At 51.3% G+C, this 15,455-nt stretch carries 18 protein-coding genes; 8 read left to right on the forward strand and 10 right to left on the reverse strand.

The genetic code is table 11. From position 1 onward, the window contains the following. The first annotated feature begins 170 nt into the window (after nt 1-170). From GQS10_RS03250 to GQS10_RS03260, 3 genes are all read left to right on the forward strand, one after another. Nucleotides 171-1,526 (forward strand): ABC transporter substrate-binding protein, encoded by a 1,356-nt coding sequence (locus GQS10_RS03250; RefSeq protein WP_166238978.1) that lies wholly within the window; start codon nt 171-173, stop codon nt 1,524-1,526. A 115-nt stretch (nt 1,527-1,641) separates the two neighbouring features. Then, a complete protein-coding gene (locus tag GQS10_RS03255; protein ID WP_207952123.1) occupies nt 1,642-2,601 on the forward strand; it encodes a carbohydrate ABC transporter permease in 960 nt (319 codons plus the stop codon). Between the two features lies 1 nt (nt 2,602). Beyond that, nucleotides 2,603-3,448 (forward strand): carbohydrate ABC transporter permease, encoded by an 846-nt coding sequence (locus tag GQS10_RS03260; RefSeq protein WP_166238982.1) that lies wholly within the window; start codon nt 2,603-2,605, stop codon nt 3,446-3,448. A gap of 188 nt (nt 3,449-3,636) precedes the next feature. Here the strand turns inward: GQS10_RS03260 and GQS10_RS03265 are convergent, their stop codons facing one another. The 7 genes from GQS10_RS03265 to GQS10_RS03295 form a co-directional block, all read right to left on the reverse strand. After that, nucleotides 3,637-4,626 (reverse strand): ABC transporter ATP-binding protein, encoded by a 990-nt coding sequence (locus tag GQS10_RS03265; RefSeq protein ID WP_207952112.1) that lies wholly within the window; start codon nt 4,624-4,626, stop codon nt 3,637-3,639. Between the two features lie 8 nt (nt 4,627-4,634). Next, nucleotides 4,635-5,444, reverse strand: coding sequence for an ABC transporter permease (locus GQS10_RS03270; RefSeq protein ID WP_166238984.1), 810 nt, complete (start codon nt 5,442-5,444; stop codon nt 4,635-4,637). Beyond that, on the reverse strand, nt 5,441-6,217 hold the full coding sequence (locus GQS10_RS03275) for an ABC transporter permease (RefSeq protein ID WP_166238986.1): 777 nt from the start codon (nt 6,215-6,217) through the stop codon (nt 5,441-5,443). Before GQS10_RS03275 ends, GQS10_RS03270 begins: the two co-directional genes overlap by 4 nt. A gap of 124 nt (nt 6,218-6,341) precedes the next feature. Then, a complete protein-coding gene (locus GQS10_RS03280) occupies nt 6,342-6,617 on the reverse strand; it encodes a DUF1294 domain-containing protein (RefSeq protein WP_341805000.1) in 276 nt (91 codons plus the stop codon). A gap of 80 nt (nt 6,618-6,697) precedes the next feature. Beyond that, complete coding sequence (locus GQS10_RS03285; RefSeq protein WP_243734936.1) at nt 6,698-7,432, reverse strand: YczE/YyaS/YitT family protein; 735 nt, start codon at nt 7,430-7,432, stop codon at nt 6,698-6,700. Between the two features lies 1 nt (nt 7,433). Continuing rightward, the gene (locus GQS10_RS03290; RefSeq protein WP_166238988.1) at nt 7,434-7,859 is read right to left on the reverse strand and encodes a GNAT family N-acetyltransferase; all 426 of its coding nucleotides are present in this window, start codon (nt 7,857-7,859) and stop codon (nt 7,434-7,436) included. A 150-nt stretch (nt 7,860-8,009) separates the two neighbouring features. Then, nucleotides 8,010-8,939, reverse strand: coding sequence for an NAD-dependent epimerase/dehydratase family protein (locus tag GQS10_RS03295; RefSeq protein WP_166238990.1), 930 nt, complete (start codon nt 8,937-8,939; stop codon nt 8,010-8,012). 182 nt (nt 8,940-9,121) lie between these two features. Here GQS10_RS03295 and GQS10_RS03300 point away from each other — a divergent pair, with 182 nt between their 5' ends. Both GQS10_RS03300 and GQS10_RS03305 read left to right on the forward strand, forming a co-directional pair. Further along, nucleotides 9,122-9,844: a type 1 glutamine amidotransferase gene (locus tag GQS10_RS03300; RefSeq protein WP_166238992.1), complete on the forward strand. Its 723-nt coding sequence runs from the start codon at nt 9,122-9,124 to the stop codon at nt 9,842-9,844. 128 nt (nt 9,845-9,972) lie between these two features. After that, nucleotides 9,973-10,995, forward strand: a complete 1,023-nt coding sequence (locus GQS10_RS03305) for a LacI family DNA-binding transcriptional regulator (RefSeq protein WP_166238994.1) — start codon at nt 9,973-9,975, stop codon at nt 10,993-10,995. A 90-nt stretch (nt 10,996-11,085) separates the two neighbouring features. Here the strand turns inward: GQS10_RS03305 and GQS10_RS03310 are convergent, their stop codons facing one another. Then, nucleotides 11,086-11,421, reverse strand: coding sequence for a LytTR family transcriptional regulator DNA-binding domain-containing protein (locus tag GQS10_RS03310; protein WP_166238996.1), 336 nt, complete (start codon nt 11,419-11,421; stop codon nt 11,086-11,088). 217 nt (nt 11,422-11,638) lie between these two features. Here GQS10_RS03310 and GQS10_RS23015 point away from each other — a divergent pair, with 217 nt between their 5' ends. Then, nucleotides 11,639-11,749, forward strand: a complete 111-nt coding sequence (locus GQS10_RS23015; protein ID WP_243734937.1) for a YjcZ family sporulation protein — start codon at nt 11,639-11,641, stop codon at nt 11,747-11,749. 73 nt (nt 11,750-11,822) lie between these two features. Here the strand turns inward: GQS10_RS23015 and GQS10_RS03315 are convergent, their stop codons facing one another. Next, on the reverse strand, nt 11,823-12,941 hold the full coding sequence (locus tag GQS10_RS03315; protein ID WP_166238998.1) for an ATP-binding protein: 1,119 nt from the start codon (nt 12,939-12,941) through the stop codon (nt 11,823-11,825). Nucleotides 12,942-13,179: 238 nt separating this feature from the next. On the opposite strand from GQS10_RS03315, the gene mgrA reads away from it, so the two are divergent. After that, complete coding sequence (gene mgrA / locus GQS10_RS03320; RefSeq protein WP_166239000.1) at nt 13,180-14,172, forward strand: L-glyceraldehyde 3-phosphate reductase; 993 nt, start codon at nt 13,180-13,182, stop codon at nt 14,170-14,172. Nucleotides 14,173-14,203: 31 nt separating this feature from the next. Continuing rightward, nucleotides 14,204-15,031, forward strand: coding sequence for an alpha/beta hydrolase (locus GQS10_RS03325; RefSeq protein WP_207952113.1), 828 nt, complete (start codon nt 14,204-14,206; stop codon nt 15,029-15,031). A 135-nt stretch (nt 15,032-15,166) separates the two neighbouring features. On the opposite strand, the gene GQS10_RS03330 is transcribed toward GQS10_RS03325, so the two are convergent. Continuing rightward, complete coding sequence (locus GQS10_RS03330; RefSeq protein ID WP_166239002.1) at nt 15,167-15,373, reverse strand: YwbE family protein; 207 nt, start codon at nt 15,371-15,373, stop codon at nt 15,167-15,169. Between the last annotated feature and the right edge of the window lie 82 nt (nt 15,374-15,455).

Genomic DNA, 15,455 nt, shown 5'->3' on the forward strand with positions numbered 1-15,455 from the left:
AAGAAAGCTCGGAATTTTATAAGAAACCGTATGGCAGGCGTTTGTCTATATTTTCCAAATGCCGGAACTTTGAAAGAAAGATGACGGGTATTTTAGTGTTTATATGTTAGCGCTTACAGTAAGCTATAGTAGAACAGCTGAACTTGATAAAAAAGAGGAGGCAGCGCAGAATGGCAAAGCAGAGAAAGATCGTAGCAATTTTCATGGCCCTCGTCCTGATGCTTCTAGCGGCATGCTCGAGCGGCGCAACTACGACAACCACTGGTGGGGGCACTTCTGGCGATACTGGAGGGAAAACGGAAACTCCTGCGAGCGGCGGCGACAGTAAAGAACAAATTACACTCCGTTTATTATGGTGGGGTTCCCAAACTCGTCACGACTTGACGAATGAAGTCATCAAGCTTTATGAGAAGAAAAACCCGCACGTCAAGATCCAGGGCGAATTTACAAGCTACAACGGCTATTGGGAGAAGCTGGCGGCCATGGTTGCAGGCAACAATATGCCGGACGTTCTACAAATGAACTACGGGGAATATTTGACGCAGTACGCGGGTAAAGATGTGCTGGCCGACCTGACTCCGTTTACGGAAAGCGGCGCAATTAAGACAGACAAAATCAGCAAAGGCTTGCTTGAATCCGGAAAGCCGAACGATAAACTGCTTGGCATTCCGCTTGGTATGAACGCATTGACGGTAATCTATGACGAGCAGATGCTGAAGGATGCGGGGGCGAAGCTTCCGGACAGCAGCTGGACGTGGGACGACTGGAAGCAGATTGCCGAGACCGTTCATCAGAAAACAGGAAACTACGGCACACAGGGCCTTGAGATTGTTAACATATTCGAGTACTACGCCCGTCAGAACGGCCAAAAGATTTTTAACGCCGATAAAACTGGTCTAGGCTTCGAAGAAAAAACGCTTGCCGATTTCTTAACGATGGTGCTGGAGCAGCAGGAAAAAGGAACATATCCGACGCTTGATGTAATCCTGCAGCATGAAGCGGTAGAGGACCAATTGATCGTTCACAAGAAAGCGCCTTTCGACTTCAGATGGTCGAACCAGGTCGTTGCTCTGACAAAGGCGGCGCAGCGTCCGCTGAAGCTGGCTCCGCTGCCGGGACCGGACCTCGACAAAGGCATGTATCTGAAGCCGGCGATGTTCTTCTCCATGAGCAAAAACTCGAAGCATCAAGAGGAAGCAGCGAAATTTATCGACTTCTTCATCAATGATGTAGAAGCGAACAAAATTTTGAACGGCGAGCGCGGCGTACCGGTTTCCTCCGATATTCGCAAGGAGCTGTCGGGCAGCCTGGATGAAACGAACAAAATGGTTTACGAATATATCGACATGATCGCGCAAAACAGCAGCCCAATTGACGGAAATTACCCCGCAGGCTCCTCCGAAGTGCTGAAGGCGCTGGAAGAGGTTCACGAGCAGGTCATGTATAAGCAGATTTCGCCGGAGGAAGGCGCTAAAGAATTTAAGCAAAGAGCGGAAGATATTATTGAGCGTGAAGCGAAGAAGTAAATGTAAATCGTGAAAAGAAACGAAAGCCGGTCCTGGATACCAACGCTAATCACGGATGGGAGGACCGGCTTCTTTTCCGAAATGCCCTAATCTAACAGAAAGAGATGGATGAATGATGGTGAATCAAGTAGCGAATGAAACGGTACCCGTCCGCAAGCCAAATTCGAATCCGTCGCGCAAAAAGAAGCTGAAGGGCACGGATAATGTAGCCGGTTATATGTTTATTCTGCCTTTTCTCATCGGTTTTTTCGCGCTGACGCTTTTTCCAGTAATCATGTCGCTGTACTTGTCCTTCACGGACTATGACATGCTGCAAAAGCCGGCATGGATTGGATTCGAAAATTACGAGCGTATGCTGTTTGACGATAGAAAATTTATTCAGTCGGTTAAGGTTACCTTTTACTATGTATTTACGGCCGTTCCGTTCCGTCTCGTATTTGCGCTTGCTATCGCATTATTGCTGGCAAACGTCTTTAAGTTCATGGGATTGTACCGCACCATGCTGTATTTACCGTCTGTCATCGGCGGCAGTGTAGCGGTGTCGGTCATGTGGCGTCAGCTGTTCGGCAACGATGGGGCGGTAAATTCCATTTTGTCCATCTTCGGAATAGAGGGGATCTCTTGGCTGGGCGATCCGAAATATGCGTTATGGACTCTGATTCTGTTATACGGCTGGCAGTTCGGCTCCTCCATGCTGATTTTCCTAGCCGGTTTGAAAAACATTCCGAATACGTATTATGAAGCGGCGCAGGTAGATGGGGCCAACGCTTTCCAGCGGTTTTTCCGGGTAACGCTGCCCCTGCTTACTCCGATTATTTTGTTCAATGTTGTCATGCAAACGATTCAAGGCTTTATGGCATTCACGCCAAGCTTTATCATCTTCGGCGATGGCCGTCCGTTGAACTCTACCCTGCTGTACGTGTTATACATGTTCCAGCGTGCGTTCACCTTCTTCGATATGGGATATGCGTCGGCCATGGCCTGGCTGCTGCTGCTCGTAATCGGCTTGTTTACCGCATTCATTTTCAAGAGCTCTTCTTATTGGGTCCATTACGAATCAGAAGGGGATAAATAAAATGACTATCGGTAGAAAATGGTGGCGTACCTTTGGACAGCAGGTGTTGTTAGTTATTTTGACCTTTGCAATGCTTTATCCGCTGCTTTGGATGGTTGCGGGGTCGTTCAAGAGCAACGCGACGATCTTTACGACGGCGCATTCCTTGATTCCAAATCAGCTCAATTTTGAAAACTATACGATCGGGTGGAAGGGCTTCGCGGGCATTTCATTCGGAACCTTCTTTTATAACTCCTTTATAATTACGTTAGCCGCAACGATCGGCAGTGTTGTTTCGTCGACCATTATTGCCTTCGGCTTCGCCCGCATTAAGTTTACCGGCAAAAAGCTGTGGTTCGTCTGTATGATGATTACGATGATGCTTCCGTTCGAAATCATTATGATCCCGCAGTACATTATGTTCAACTGGTTCGGCTGGATCAACACGTACTGGCCGCTGATTTTGCCGACGTTCTTCGGTGCACCGTTCTTTATTTTCCTGATTATGCAGTTTATTCGCACGATTCCGCAGGAAATTGATGAAGCGGCGAAAATCGACGGCTGCAGCAGATTTATGATTTTCTCCCGGATCATTGTTCCCTTGGTCGTTCCGGCGATGATGACCTGCGCGATCTTCTCCTTCTACTGGAGATGGGATGACTTTATGGGGCCGCTCCTTTACTTGAACAAACCGCAGCTGTATCCGGTGTCGATGGGCCTGAAAATGTTCTCCGACCCGGATTCGGTAACGAACTGGAGTGCCTTGTTTGCGATGTCGACGCTCAGCATTATTCCGGTTTTCGTCATCTTCTTCATGTTCCAGCGTTATATTGTGGAAGGAATCAGCACGAGTGGTCTTAAGGGGTAATGGTGTAAGGTTGTAGGGTTGTAAGGGCGTCCCATTCGAATGGAAAATTCGTCTCAAGGCTGTTGTTTAGGTGAAAAGGGCCGGACGGCTCATGTGAAAAATGCCCCTAATCGTACAGGTTCGTCCTGTCATGGTTAGGGGCATTTCGATCTATGGCTGGTCTAGGTTCGTTTTGTTTATGTTATTAACTAGTAGACTCTGTGGATAACCTCCTCAAAGTCCGGCTCTTCCATATGAATATCGTCGATTTCCCCCCAAGTCCCCAGAATGCGCAGGATTTCCGCGGCTTTCAGCTCGCTTCGGTTCGCCTCGACGATAACCTCGCGATCGTTTTGTTCCACGATATGAATACCGTGATCGATGTTGTTAGGATTTGGGATTTCGAATCGGCCTCGAAACGTGACGCGAATTATGGTCGGCAGGCCGATCATCTCGCGAAGCTGCGCAATCGTGCCGTCGTAGGCGAGCTTTCCGTGATTAATGACCATGACCCGCGAGCAGAGCTGTTCAATATCATCCATATCATGGGTCGTCAGCAGCACTGTTTTGCCGAAGTCACGGTTTAAGGCTTTTAAAAAGCCCCTTATGCTCCGCTTGGCGGTCACATCAAGGCCGATCGTCGGCTCATCGAGGAAAAGCAGCTCCGGGTCATGCAGCATGGCCGCAGCTAAATCGGCGCGCATCCGCTGGCCGAGCGAGAGCTTGCGGACCGGGGTCTGCCAGAACGGCGCAAGCTCCAGAAGCTCGGACATTTCAGCGATCCGTTTGCGCTTGGCGTCCGGGTCCACCCGGTACATCTCGGATAAAATATCGAATGAATCCTTGACCGGCAAATCCCACCAGAGCTGGCTGCGCTGTCCGAAAACGACGCCGAGCCGGCCAACGACATGCCTGCGGCTGCGGTGGGGGCTTTCCCCTGCGATGCGAATTTGGCCGGCCGTCGGATGGAGAATGCCGGTCAGCATCTTGATCGTAGTCGATTTGCCTGCGCCGTTCGGGCCAATATAGCCGACAAACTCGCCCTTTTCAATCGTGAAGCTGATATCGTTTACGGCATCCTTGACCCGGTAATCTCTTGAAAACAGCGTACGCAGCCCGGCGAATTTGCCTTCCTTAGGGACGGGCGTGCGAAATTGCTTGGAAATATGCTGAACCTCAATGATTGGTATCGCATTCATTGTCTTCATCAGCTCCCCGTGCTTTGGTATTTGGTTAGTCCGTACTTCCAAAACTTCATACTGGCATAAAGGCAGAGCAGGGCGACAGCGGTGCACGCAGGAAGCACCCATGCGCCGAGCTCCCCGCGCAGAATGTACAATGCGGGAACATAATTGACAAAGCCGACCGGCAGCACGAGAAGCAGCACCTGCTTCATCCATGCCGGATAAAGGGTGAGCGGGTAACGGACGGCGGTATGTGCGGCGTCTTCGGTCAGGTTTTGCAGCTCGCTGACGCGGGTGATCCAGAAGCCGGTGGCCGCTGTGGCCAGACCGATGGCGAACAGGATGACTGCGCCGGTGAGGGTCGCGAACAGGGTAGGGGGGACGGCCCACCACGTAATTTGTCCGTCCCGCAGCATTCCTGCCATCGACCAGCCTAAGATGAACCCGCCCTGCAGCCATTCGCCGGGCATAAGCCGAAAGTTTTGCGACATAAGCGCGAGCAGCACCGGGACGGGACGAGTCAGCAGCTGATCGAGCTCTCCGCCGATTAAGTAGCGTTCCAAATGATGCACATCGTTGGCGAAGCTGCGGTAAATCGTTTTCGATAAAGTGATCAACCCAAATAAATAGGCGATTTCGTACAGGCTCCAGCCATGAATTGCTCCGAATTTGTGCAGGACGAGCGCGACCATGGCAAATTCGGCAAGCTGAATAAAGGCAGCGAGCACCGCTCCGAGGATAAAGTTGAACTTATACTGCATCGAGCTGCGAATGCTGGCACGGATGAGGAGTATGTACAGCCTGGTTAAGCCTGCAACATTCGTTTGTTTCATCCGCCCTGTACCTCCACTTTACGCCGCAGCAGCCGGGTAACGGCCAAGCATAGGAAGGTCATGGCGACGCACCACGAGACCGAACCGAGCAGCAGCCCCGCTTGCTCATAACCGAGGTAAATCCGTGTCGGAACATACAGCAGGTGCGGGTATGGCGAGAGCCAAGCTAAGGCTTGCAGCCAATCGGGAAGCCATTCCACCGGGATGAAAAAGCCGGCAAGCAGCATCATGACGGCGTGGTTCGCCCAGTACAGCCACTGCGACTCGGTCGTCCACATCGCACTTGCACCGATGATGTAATTCATGCAGATGGAAAGATAAGCCGCACAGCCTAATGCAAGGAAGGTTAGAACGCCTCCAGGCCAGAGTGAAGGGAGATTTAGCTGAAACACAAGCACATACAGCGTGTAAATGGGAATCGACTTGTAGAAAAATTGGTAAGCGATTTGTCCCCACTCTTTACTGACGAGATGGGGGAAGAGGTGAACCGGACGCATGAGGTCCAGCGCAATTTGTCCGGTGCGTACCGAACCGGGTAACCCGAGCCCTTGGGTAATGAAGCCGGTTACCCAAAGTGAGGCTTGGGTAAATGCGATGTAGCCGACCATGCCGTCTGTACCGTACTCGCCGAGTGAACGGCTTTCACCAATGCCCGCCCAAATACAGGCGTACATAAAGCCGAACATGGCGCTTGCCGCATTATGGAGCATATGGGCTCCGCGGTACTGCAGATTACGGGCGTAGGCCTTGGCGGCCAAAACAGAATAAAGCATGCAACACCTCCGATAAGCTTGGGATGACGGTTAACGTCTACTTCAGTCAAGGTGAAATGCGCGAGAGGAATATAGGTTACCAAATACTGCTTAATTAGGCAATCTTTTTTTAGCCGGGGCTACGTTACAGGAGGGTAAAAATCCAGCCATATCCTAGTACATTGAGGATAAAAAGAGCGGGGATGCCGTAAACAAAAGAGGCATGCTTCGTTTTGTGGCGCCAAAACTGCATGCCCGCCCAAGTGCCGGCTGCCCCGCCTGCAGCGGCAAACCAAAACAGCCGCTTCTCCGGGACACGGCGTTTGCCTTCAACGGCTAACGATTTATCGTAACCCATTTGCACGAAGCTGACAGCATTGATTGCTATGAAATAGATGAGAAGGACGGACAATGGGCTCACCTCTGAATGAATAATTAATAGAAAAAAATATTGCACGGGCATGCTTTTGGGAATGGGACGTTGTGATAGTTGAACGTGCTTTATGGAGCACCCATCATAGGCGGCTGATCCGCAGCTGCTTTGACGTGCTGCAGCCGCTTCATAAACCACTGCAGCACGGGTCCGCTTAGGACGGCGGCCAACAAGGTGCCGATGCCGATAGGGCCATGAAATACAAAGGCGAGAACGACCAGGAAGACGCTGATCAAGGTTCGGGATAAGCCAACATTAAGTTTCGTCAGTTGACTGACGACCAGCATGGAACGATCAAGCGGTGCCGGTGCGACTTTGGAATTTAAGTAAATGGCAATGCCCAGTCCGCCGATCGGAAGGCTGAGCGCAAAGCAAAGCGCTTGCCCAATTAGCGTTTGCGGCTGCAGCCAGCCCTCGGTTAGGAATAGCCATAAATCGATGCCGATACCGGTTAAAAGAGCAGTGGCCGCAGCGGCCAACTCCGGACGCCGGCGAAGTGCGGCTGCATTGAGGACAATGAGAAGCAGTCCAAGAATGAGCTCCCAGCTGCCGACGCTGAGCCCGACGGAACTGGACAAGCCGACAAGCAGTGCGTCGAAGGGTCCAGTCCCAAGATTGGCGCGGATCGAGAGGGCGATGCCGAAGGTCAGGATAAGAATGCCGCCTGTGTAAAGCAAAAGCGAACGGGCGTTGATCCGAAGGCGACCCTTCAGTGAACGCTGACTTGGTGAATGAATAGCGCTGGAGTCCGATCCCGATGACCGTTGCTGATGATCTTGAGTTAGCTCAGGTTTCTTTTTCATCCTACAGCTCCTTCACCATCAGTACATGAAGGATGCCATCCTCCATGAAAGGCTCCGACGCGCAGCGATACCCGAGCTTTTCATAAAACCGCTGTGCCTGGACTTGGCCGTGAAGCTTTGCCTTGGTCAGCCCGCGTTCTATCGCCAGCCCTTCCAACGCGCCTACAATCGCCGCTCCGGCGCCGAGCTTCCGGAAGGCAGGCAGCACACAGATGCGCTCCAGCTTCGCGGTACCGTCGACAACCCGCAATCTACCGGCACCGGCCGGCGTATCTTCATCTAAAACTAAAATATGATCAGCTGTAGACTCATGCTCGTCGAATTCGTCAGCAAGCGGTACATGCTGTTCCTGTACAAAAACGGTTTCGCGTATGCGGAAAGCGGCCTGAAGATCCGCCTCACTGTCGGCTATGCGTGATACCAGCATGATGAACCCTCATTTCGATAGGAGTATTGCAAAGCGACAATAAGTATAACGGAAATCCTGCGTATTGAAAATACCTGACAAAGGGCCTAAAGGTTATCGAAAAGGTTGTTGGGCTAGTGCAGCCGCATCGCGAGAGGAAGAGGATGCGTTCTATTCTCTTGCGCGGGCGCGGTACCATTCCACCGTCTGCTGAATGGCCTGCTCTAATGGAGTCGGATGAAGGCCAAACTGCTGTGTGATCTTCTCGCTGTTGACGATGAAAGGTTTTTCGTGCAAATACATCACCTCTATGGATTCCCGCGCTGCCCGGATAAACAGGGCTCCAATCCGCAGCATCGCCGGACTCATGACCTTGATTGCTGGCGGGTGGCCTGCTGCCCGGTAGGCTGCTTCGATGAGCTGTCTCGTTGTGACAGCTGCTACATTCGGAGCGTGCCAGATGCCCCCGAACGTATTCTCCTGTTCGCTTAAGGTGACTAGAGCTTTTCCAAAATCGTCGATATACGTATAAGAATGCGGCGTATCCGGGTTGCCCAGCAGCGTGCACGGCTTGCCGCGTACTATTTGCTCGAAGACGCGCGATCCGATGATAGATTCGGCTGCTCCCGGCCCGAAATAGTCAGAGCCGCGGCATAGGACAGCCTTGACCCGTCCGCTGCGGTGTTCAGCTATGATTTTTTCGGAGAGCGCCGCACGTACACGGCCCTTTTTCGTTTGTGCCCCATTGGGAAGCTCCTCGTGAACAGCTTCGTTGACCTCGCCATACATATAAAGGTTGTCTGCGGCAGCTAGCTTTGCACCAGTTTCCGCACAGGCCCCAAGGATGCTGTCCATCATGGACGGGAACAGCTCCTTCCAACGGTGATACGGCGGCTGTGCGCACTGAAATACTGTTGTCGCTCCACGCAGCGCGGATGCAGTTTCCTGCAAATCATAAAGATTGCATTTCACCACCTCAACTTGGGGTGGAAGTCCGCTCGCCGTGCCGCTCGTATTGACCATTCTCACCTTTTTACCCTGTGCAGTCAGATGCTTCATAACCGATCTTCCAATCGGTCCTGTCCCTAAAATGATATTCATATCACGATCTCCTTTGGGAATTATTTTGATTTGTTTCCCTTGTTTAGACCAAACGATAAACCCTATAGCAGCTATAGAGTCAATGCCATAATGTAAACTTTTTTGAACGAAGGATCTGACACTTCAATCAAACCGATGTTATAATATGTGACATAAATACAGTTGAAAAGGAAGTGTGGATTATGCGTGTGACCTTGTTTACCCATTTTTTGTTTGATGACGAGTCAAGTATTATGACATGGGCGAAAAGAAGAGGGGACGAAGTCCGCTCGGTTTTTGTTCCGGATGCCGATTTCCTTCCAGATCAAGAAGAGGTTGATATGCTCATCATTTTAGGAGGACCCATGAGTGTATATCATGAGCCGATGCACCCGTGGCTTTCTGCGGAAAAAAGGTATCTGCGTGAATATATACAGACCGGAAAACCGGTGGTCGGTATTTGTCTAGGAGCACAGATGGCTGCTGAAGTGCTCGGCGCCCGCGTATACCGCAATTCACATAAAGAGCTTGGCTGGCATCAAATTCGGCGCAGCGGCGGAAGCCATCCTTTTTTGCGGTTCATTCCCGAGCAGTTTTATTCCTTCCAATGGCATGGGGATGCTTTTGAGATTCCGCCGGGGGCGGTCGGGCTCGCTGAGTCGGATGCATGTCCGAATCAGGCCTTCCTTTATAAGGAGAATGTGCTGGGACTCCAGTATCATTTGGAAGCAACGCCTTCCGCAATCCGGAGGATGCTTCACGAGTGGAGGGATGAGCTGATTGAAGCGCCGTTTATTCAAAATCCGGAGAGCATTCTTGCTGATTTGGATCGTACGGAGGCTTCTCATCGATTGCTCCACCAGCTGCTGGATCGCTTTCTCGTTTGGAGAGAACGTCCGGAACATGTAAAGCAAACGATTTCATAGGATGATTTAATAGGAGCCATAAAAAAAGAAGCTGATCATCTATCCAAAATTTGTTATAATTGTTGTGCTGCTAATGATGATTTGACGTTGCATGGCAGCTAGTCGGCGTCGTGAAAGGAGTCATACGTTTGAAAGTCACCATAGAAATGGTAGCCAAGAGGGCAGGCGTTTCCAAAGCGACGGTTTCACGGATCATTAATGGAAACTATCTTCAGACAACTCAGGAGACGAAGGAACGGATTCTGCAGGTCATTGAAGAAATGAATTATAAACCGAATTTGCTGGCCAAAGGCTTAAAGCAAATGAAAACGAATGTGCTTGGCATTGTTTTGTCCAACTTGAAAAACCCGTTTTGGACAAGGGTGCTGGAAGGGTTTGAGGATACGTGCCGAAAATCCGGGTACAGCTTGATGATCTGTAATTCGAATGAGGACGGGCAGCTCGAAGAGGAGCTTATTCGCGATTTACGGCATCGGATGGTGGACGGGATCGTTGTGAACCCGACACCGGGGGATAAGCAGCATTTTATGCAGCTGGTAGATGAGCATTATCCAATCGTTATTATAAACCGCAAGGTCGAAGGAATTGATGCAGACAGCGTTACTGTGGATAACCGTGCCGGAGCGCGTCTGGCGGTGGAGCATTTACTGAAGCTGGGACGCAGAAGGCTTGCCATTATGGTTCATGATCCGGTAGGTGTCAGCACTTGGCAGGAGCGCATCGATGGGTTCTGTGAAACGTTAAGGGAGCATGGAGTGCCGCCTGAGCATTACGAAGTATGTATCGTGCCGCAGCAGAATGAAGGGGAAGTAAAAAAGGCCGTCATTGATTTGCTGGAGCGCTTTTCACCGGATGCCATATTTTCCACAAACAATATGATGACGCTGGAAATTATGGATGGGATTCACGAATACGGATGGACAATTCCTGATCAGATTGCGCTGCTTGGATACGACGAGACGGTCTGGTCCAAGCATTTGCAGCCTGCATTAACGACGATTAGCCAGCCGTCATACGAAATGGGAGCCTTGGCGGCCCAGAAGCTCATTTCCCGCATCAAATCGAAGAATGAGGGCTCGGGCGCGACGACAACGGTTCTGGAGCCGAGTCTCATCGTTCGAAAATCATGCGGAAGCGGAATAGTAAAGTAAGGCTTTTATGATGAAGTAGGGTCGAGACAAGAAAAGGCTGCGAAAAAAAACAAGGCTTTAGCATCGAGCTAAAGCCTTTTCGTCATTCATTTAGTGATGATTTGGACCCAGCATTTGCTTGATGATTTGCTGCTTCCGCTTGGAAACGGGAATCCGCTTCGCTTCGCCCTTAAATACGCCGAAGCAGAGGTGGTCGTCTTCGATAGCGATAATTTTGAGAACGTTTACATAACAATCGGTAGAAATTTGAACAAATGCCGGATCATTCGTTAGGCGTTCCTTTTGTTCGGCAGACATTCTTTTCTTTATATTGTAGTTGTTGCCGTGGAAGCTGATTAATCCGTGCGATCCGGTTTTGAAGAACAGGGAGTCTGCCTTAGGTTCAAAATCCTCATAAACATCCTTTATTCTTACTGCTGCGTCCATCTTTCCGAGCCCCCTTAAAAAGATGTGCCTTTGTTAGCGCTTTCATTATACCACAAGAAAGAGGAACGGTCAGCACTTTTTTGAATGATATGACAAACAAAATTGTGATTTTTTCTAAAATCGTCGAACTAGACGCCTGCACAGTCAGAAGGTGTACTGCCGCATAGGTTAGTAGTGTAGAGTAAAAAAACAAATTGCTAAAAAGGAGTGTTGCTAAATGGCATACGCAGCAGGCGCAGTTGGAGCAGGTTGGACTACGACAGGTACAATTCTGGTATTGTTCATCCTTCTGGTCATCATTTCTCGTACATTTGGTTACGGTCTGTAACTTTAGTTGAACACGACAAACCCGCCCTTGGGAAGACGAGGGCGGGTTTTTTAGGCCGCAGTGAAATTCTACATTAGAGCTGTGCTGCGTTAGGGTGCAATTGGATTGCAAGACCCGGGTAGGCAGTGTAGGCTGCATGAATATGGTTGCGAATAACATCAACATCGAAGCCCGGTATGAAAAGCTCGGGATCCGGAGTAAAGGTGACGCTGGTGCCGGACTCGGAAGTCATGCCCACAACGAGCAAATCCGAGGCGGGGATGCCATGCTTGTAGTCTTGCCGGTACACTTTGCCTTCCCGCCGGATTTCCACGGCTAGCTTGGAAGAAAAGGCGTTGACGACGGCAATGCTGATGCCTCTCTCCGCGCCAGGGACGCGATAAGGTGCTTGAGAAGCATGGGAGCTGATATCGGTAAGAACTGCTTCTACGTTGGTAGAGCCTTTGGCCCCCAATGTGTGAACGGGGATGCCGCGGCCATTGTCAGACACCGTTACGCTGCCGTCAGAGTGGAGAATAAGATCAACCTGTGTGCAGAAGCCGGCTCGATGCTCCAGCACACAGTTTTCCATCACGGCCCACAGGGCGAGATGAGGGTCGTACTTCGCCTGATCGGACCCAAGGTACTGCGCGGCTTCGCTGCGCGCCTGAACCATATCGACATAATTGCCGGTATCGAGAATGTCCGATACGGAAGCAAGGAGGAGAAGCAGGGAAAACGCCCGTTTGCGGGGAACGGCGTATCGTCCTCCGTCCTCCTGATGCAGTAAATCAGCGCCAAGCAGTGCCTTCACATGGTGGTAAAGCTGCCCGGTCGTCCCCATCTGGAGCTTCTCAACGAGCTCCGCGCCCGTAAGCGGCTCAACGAGTACGGCGCGGATGATATCAAGCCGCTGCTTGTGAGCAAGTGCCGAAAGAGCCTTGGCCGCTTTATCTGAGTGAAGCGTCAGCAGCTCCGTCACTTGCTTCTCCTGCGGCTCGCAGCGCAATGTCGTGTCTTGGATCTGCACTTGTCCGGAGTAATAGAGGGTACCGAGCCCGGCCGACTTGTTCATATCCTCGGTAACTGTAAGGGATGACTGCATCCGAGTCGAAGCAGGGGAGGCAGCTTCCTGCTTCTGTAAGACGAGGCGCTGCAGCTCGGCAAGCTGCTGCTTGATTTCGTCGAGCTCTGCGATCACATCGCGTTCCATACGTTCACACTCCTATAATATAAGGTTGTTAAAAAAACGAGCAGATAAAAAAGTGTATTACGTTATTACATAATTACGTAATTTAATTATAAGGTAAACGGAGGGGAATGTAAAGATTAGGAAATGCTTGATGGAAAAAATGGACTGGAACGAGTATGATAGAAGACGAAAATGATATCGCTTTCGTTGTAAAGGCAATGGATTACCACACATTTCCGCAGTAGAGGAGAGAAGGGTATTGACTTATATTCCTAACGAACAACGATACGAAACGATGCAATACAACCGGTGTGGACGCAGCGGCTTAAAGCTTCCGGCCATTTCCCTCGGATTATGGCATAATTTCGGCGGGATTAATCGTTACGAGGATGCTAAAGCGATGATCCGTACTGCTTTTGATCTGGGAATCACCCATTTTGACTTGGCGAATAATTACGGGCCGCCCCCAGGTTCCGCTGAAGAAAACTTCGGGCGTATGTTAACCCAGGATTTCACCGGCTATCGGGATGAAATGGTGATCTCAACCAAAGCGGGCTACCATATGTGGAATGGTCCATATGGAGAATGGGGCTCGCGCAAATATTTGCTTTCAAGCCTGGATCAAAGCCTGAAGAGGATGGGCCTCGATTACGTCGATATTTTTTATTCCCACCGGCCCGACCCGGAAACGCCGCTTGAGGAAACGATGGGAGCGCTTGATGCGGCAGTACGCCAAGGGAAAGCGCTGTATGTCGGCTTATCCAATTACGATGCGCAGCAAACCCGGGAGGCGGCACGAATTTTGCGGCAGCTTGGCACGCCTTGCCTGATCCATCAGCCGGCCTATTCCTTGCTGAACCGCTGGATTGAGGATGGGCTGCAGGATGTGCTGGAGGAAGAGGGAATCGGCTCGATCGCATTTGTGCCTTTAGCGCAGGGCTTGCTTACGAACAAGTATTTAGGCGGGATCCCGGAGGATTCGCGCGCGGCGGGGCCGTCTGTATTTTTGAATCAGAAGGATTTAACGGAAGAGAAGCTGGAAATCATTCGTTCCTTGAATAATCTGGCGCAGGAACGCGGACAAAGTTTGGCCCAGATGTCGTTAGCATGGGTGCTGCGTGGCGGTAAGGTAACCTCCGCTTTGATTGGCGCAAGCCGTCCGTCACAGATCGAGGAAAATGTAAAAACGCTGGAGAAGCTCAGCTTCACGGCGGAAGAGCTTGAACGAATCGAAAAGATTTTGCAAGGGTAACGAAATTTTGTTGGAGCGGGGAGGAGCACATATGGAAGCCTTGCCAATCGAGTTATGGCCGGAAGGAGCGCCATTTGCCCAAGGTAGCGGCGAGGAGGACCGCCCGGCGATCACCCCTTACCTTGTCGAAGGGAGCGAGCCGACTGCCGCCGTCATTGTTTGTCCGGGCGGAGGGTATGCCCGCCGCGCCGCGCATGAAGGGGAGCCTATCGCGCAGTGGCTGAACACGCTCGGCATTTCCGCTTTTGTGCTGCGCTACCGCGTGGCGCCGTACCGGCATGAGGCGACGCTCGGCGATGCGCAGCGTGCGATCCGCTATGTGCGCAGCCGCGCGAAGGAGTGGAATATCGACGCAGGCCGCGTCGGAATTTTAGGGTTTTCCGCCGGAGGGCATTTGGCGTCCTCGGCAGGAACACATTACGACAGCGGACAGGCGGAGTCGGAAGATCCGGTGGAACGGGAAAGCTGCCGGCCGAACCTTATGGTCCTGTGTTACCCGGTTATTTCCTTCGGGGAATACCGTCATGAAGGCTCGCTTACCAATTTCTTAGGCGAAGAGCCAAGCGAAGAACTGGTGAGGTTGTTCTCTAACGAGCTGCAGGTGACGGCAGACACACCGCCAACCTTCTTATGGCATACAGGGGACGACGCAAGTGTTCCGGTGGAAAACAGCCTGCTGCTTGCTGCCGCGCTTAGTAAGCATAACGTTCCGTTCGAGCTGCATTCCTACACGAGCGGACGGCATGGACTGGGGCTTGCCCAGACCCATCCCGAGGCGCAGACGTGGCCGGATTTATGCGCAAGATGGCTGCGCAGGTTTGAATTTGCGCAGCCGGTACCGATAGAGCTGCAGGAATAGAGTGGCGAAGACTCAAGCAGAAAGCAGCGGTCAAACGCCAATTTATACATTAAAGGGAGAGCCCGGCTTTGGGACTCTCCCTTTGCTTTTGTTCGTCCGCAGGGGGATTTCGATCCAACGCATCCCCGGCTTATTCTACCCGCTGCTTCCTGCATAGATCGTTTTCACCCGTCCGACCTGTCCATCCTGCAGGCGGACCTTAATTCCATGCGGATGATTCGGCGAATTGGTCAATATATCCTTGACGATGCCGCGCGTCGTTTTGCCTGTCCGCTGATCCTGCTTTAACACAATATCAACCTCGATCCCGGGTTTTACATTTTGCCTAAGCTTTCCATCCATGATTGTTTGCTGTACTCCTTTCTACATAAGAGGCTGAGTCTCGCGCATCGGCGGCAGTGGGGGCCCCAAGCTACATCGCCAA

It is taken from the genome of Paenibacillus turpanensis (genome assembly GCF_011421635.1).
Lineage (GTDB): Bacteria > Bacillota > Bacilli > Paenibacillales > YIM-B00363 > Paenibacillus_AK > Paenibacillus_AK turpanensis.

Excerpts from the sequence above, each read along its gene's own strand:
- GQS10_RS03250 (WP_166238978.1), top strand. The coding sequence starts at position 171 with ATGGCAAAGCAGAGAAAGATCGTAGCAATTTTCATGGCCCTCGTCCTG.
- GQS10_RS03255 (WP_207952123.1), top strand. The coding sequence starts at position 1,642 with ATGGTGAATCAAGTAGCGAATGAAACGGTACCCGTCCGCAAGCCAAAT.
- GQS10_RS03260 (WP_166238982.1), top strand. The coding sequence starts at position 2,603 with ATGACTATCGGTAGAAAATGGTGGCGTACCTTTGGACAGCAGGTGTTG.
- GQS10_RS03265 (WP_207952112.1), bottom strand. The coding sequence starts at position 4,626 with ATGAATGCGATACCAATCATTGAGGTTCAGCATATTTCCAAGCAATTT.
- GQS10_RS03270 (WP_166238984.1), bottom strand. The coding sequence starts at position 5,444 with ATGAAACAAACGAATGTTGCAGGCTTAACCAGGCTGTACATACTCCTC.
- GQS10_RS03275 (WP_166238986.1), bottom strand. The coding sequence starts at position 6,217 with ATGCTTTATTCTGTTTTGGCCGCCAAGGCCTACGCCCGTAATCTGCAG.
- GQS10_RS03285 (WP_243734936.1), bottom strand. The coding sequence starts at position 7,432 with ATGAAAAAGAAACCTGAGCTAACTCAAGATCATCAGCAACGGTCATCG.
- GQS10_RS03290 (WP_166238988.1), bottom strand. The coding sequence starts at position 7,859 with ATGCTGGTATCACGCATAGCCGACAGTGAGGCGGATCTTCAGGCCGCT.
- GQS10_RS03295 (WP_166238990.1), bottom strand. The coding sequence starts at position 8,939 with ATGAATATCATTTTAGGGACAGGACCGATTGGAAGATCGGTTATGAAG.
- GQS10_RS03300 (WP_166238992.1), top strand. The coding sequence starts at position 9,122 with ATGCGTGTGACCTTGTTTACCCATTTTTTGTTTGATGACGAGTCAAGT.
- GQS10_RS03310 (WP_166238996.1), bottom strand. The coding sequence starts at position 11,421 with ATGGACGCAGCAGTAAGAATAAAGGATGTTTATGAGGATTTTGAACCT.
- GQS10_RS23015 (WP_243734937.1), top strand. The coding sequence starts at position 11,639 with ATGGCATACGCAGCAGGCGCAGTTGGAGCAGGTTGGACTACGACAGGT.
- GQS10_RS03315 (WP_166238998.1), bottom strand. The coding sequence starts at position 12,941 with ATGGAACGCGATGTGATCGCAGAGCTCGACGAAATCAAGCAGCAGCTT.
- GQS10_RS03325 (WP_207952113.1), top strand. The coding sequence starts at position 14,204 with ATGGAAGCCTTGCCAATCGAGTTATGGCCGGAAGGAGCGCCATTTGCC.
- GQS10_RS03330 (WP_166239002.1), bottom strand. The coding sequence starts at position 15,373 with ATGGATGGAAAGCTTAGGCAAAATGTAAAACCCGGGATCGAGGTTGAT.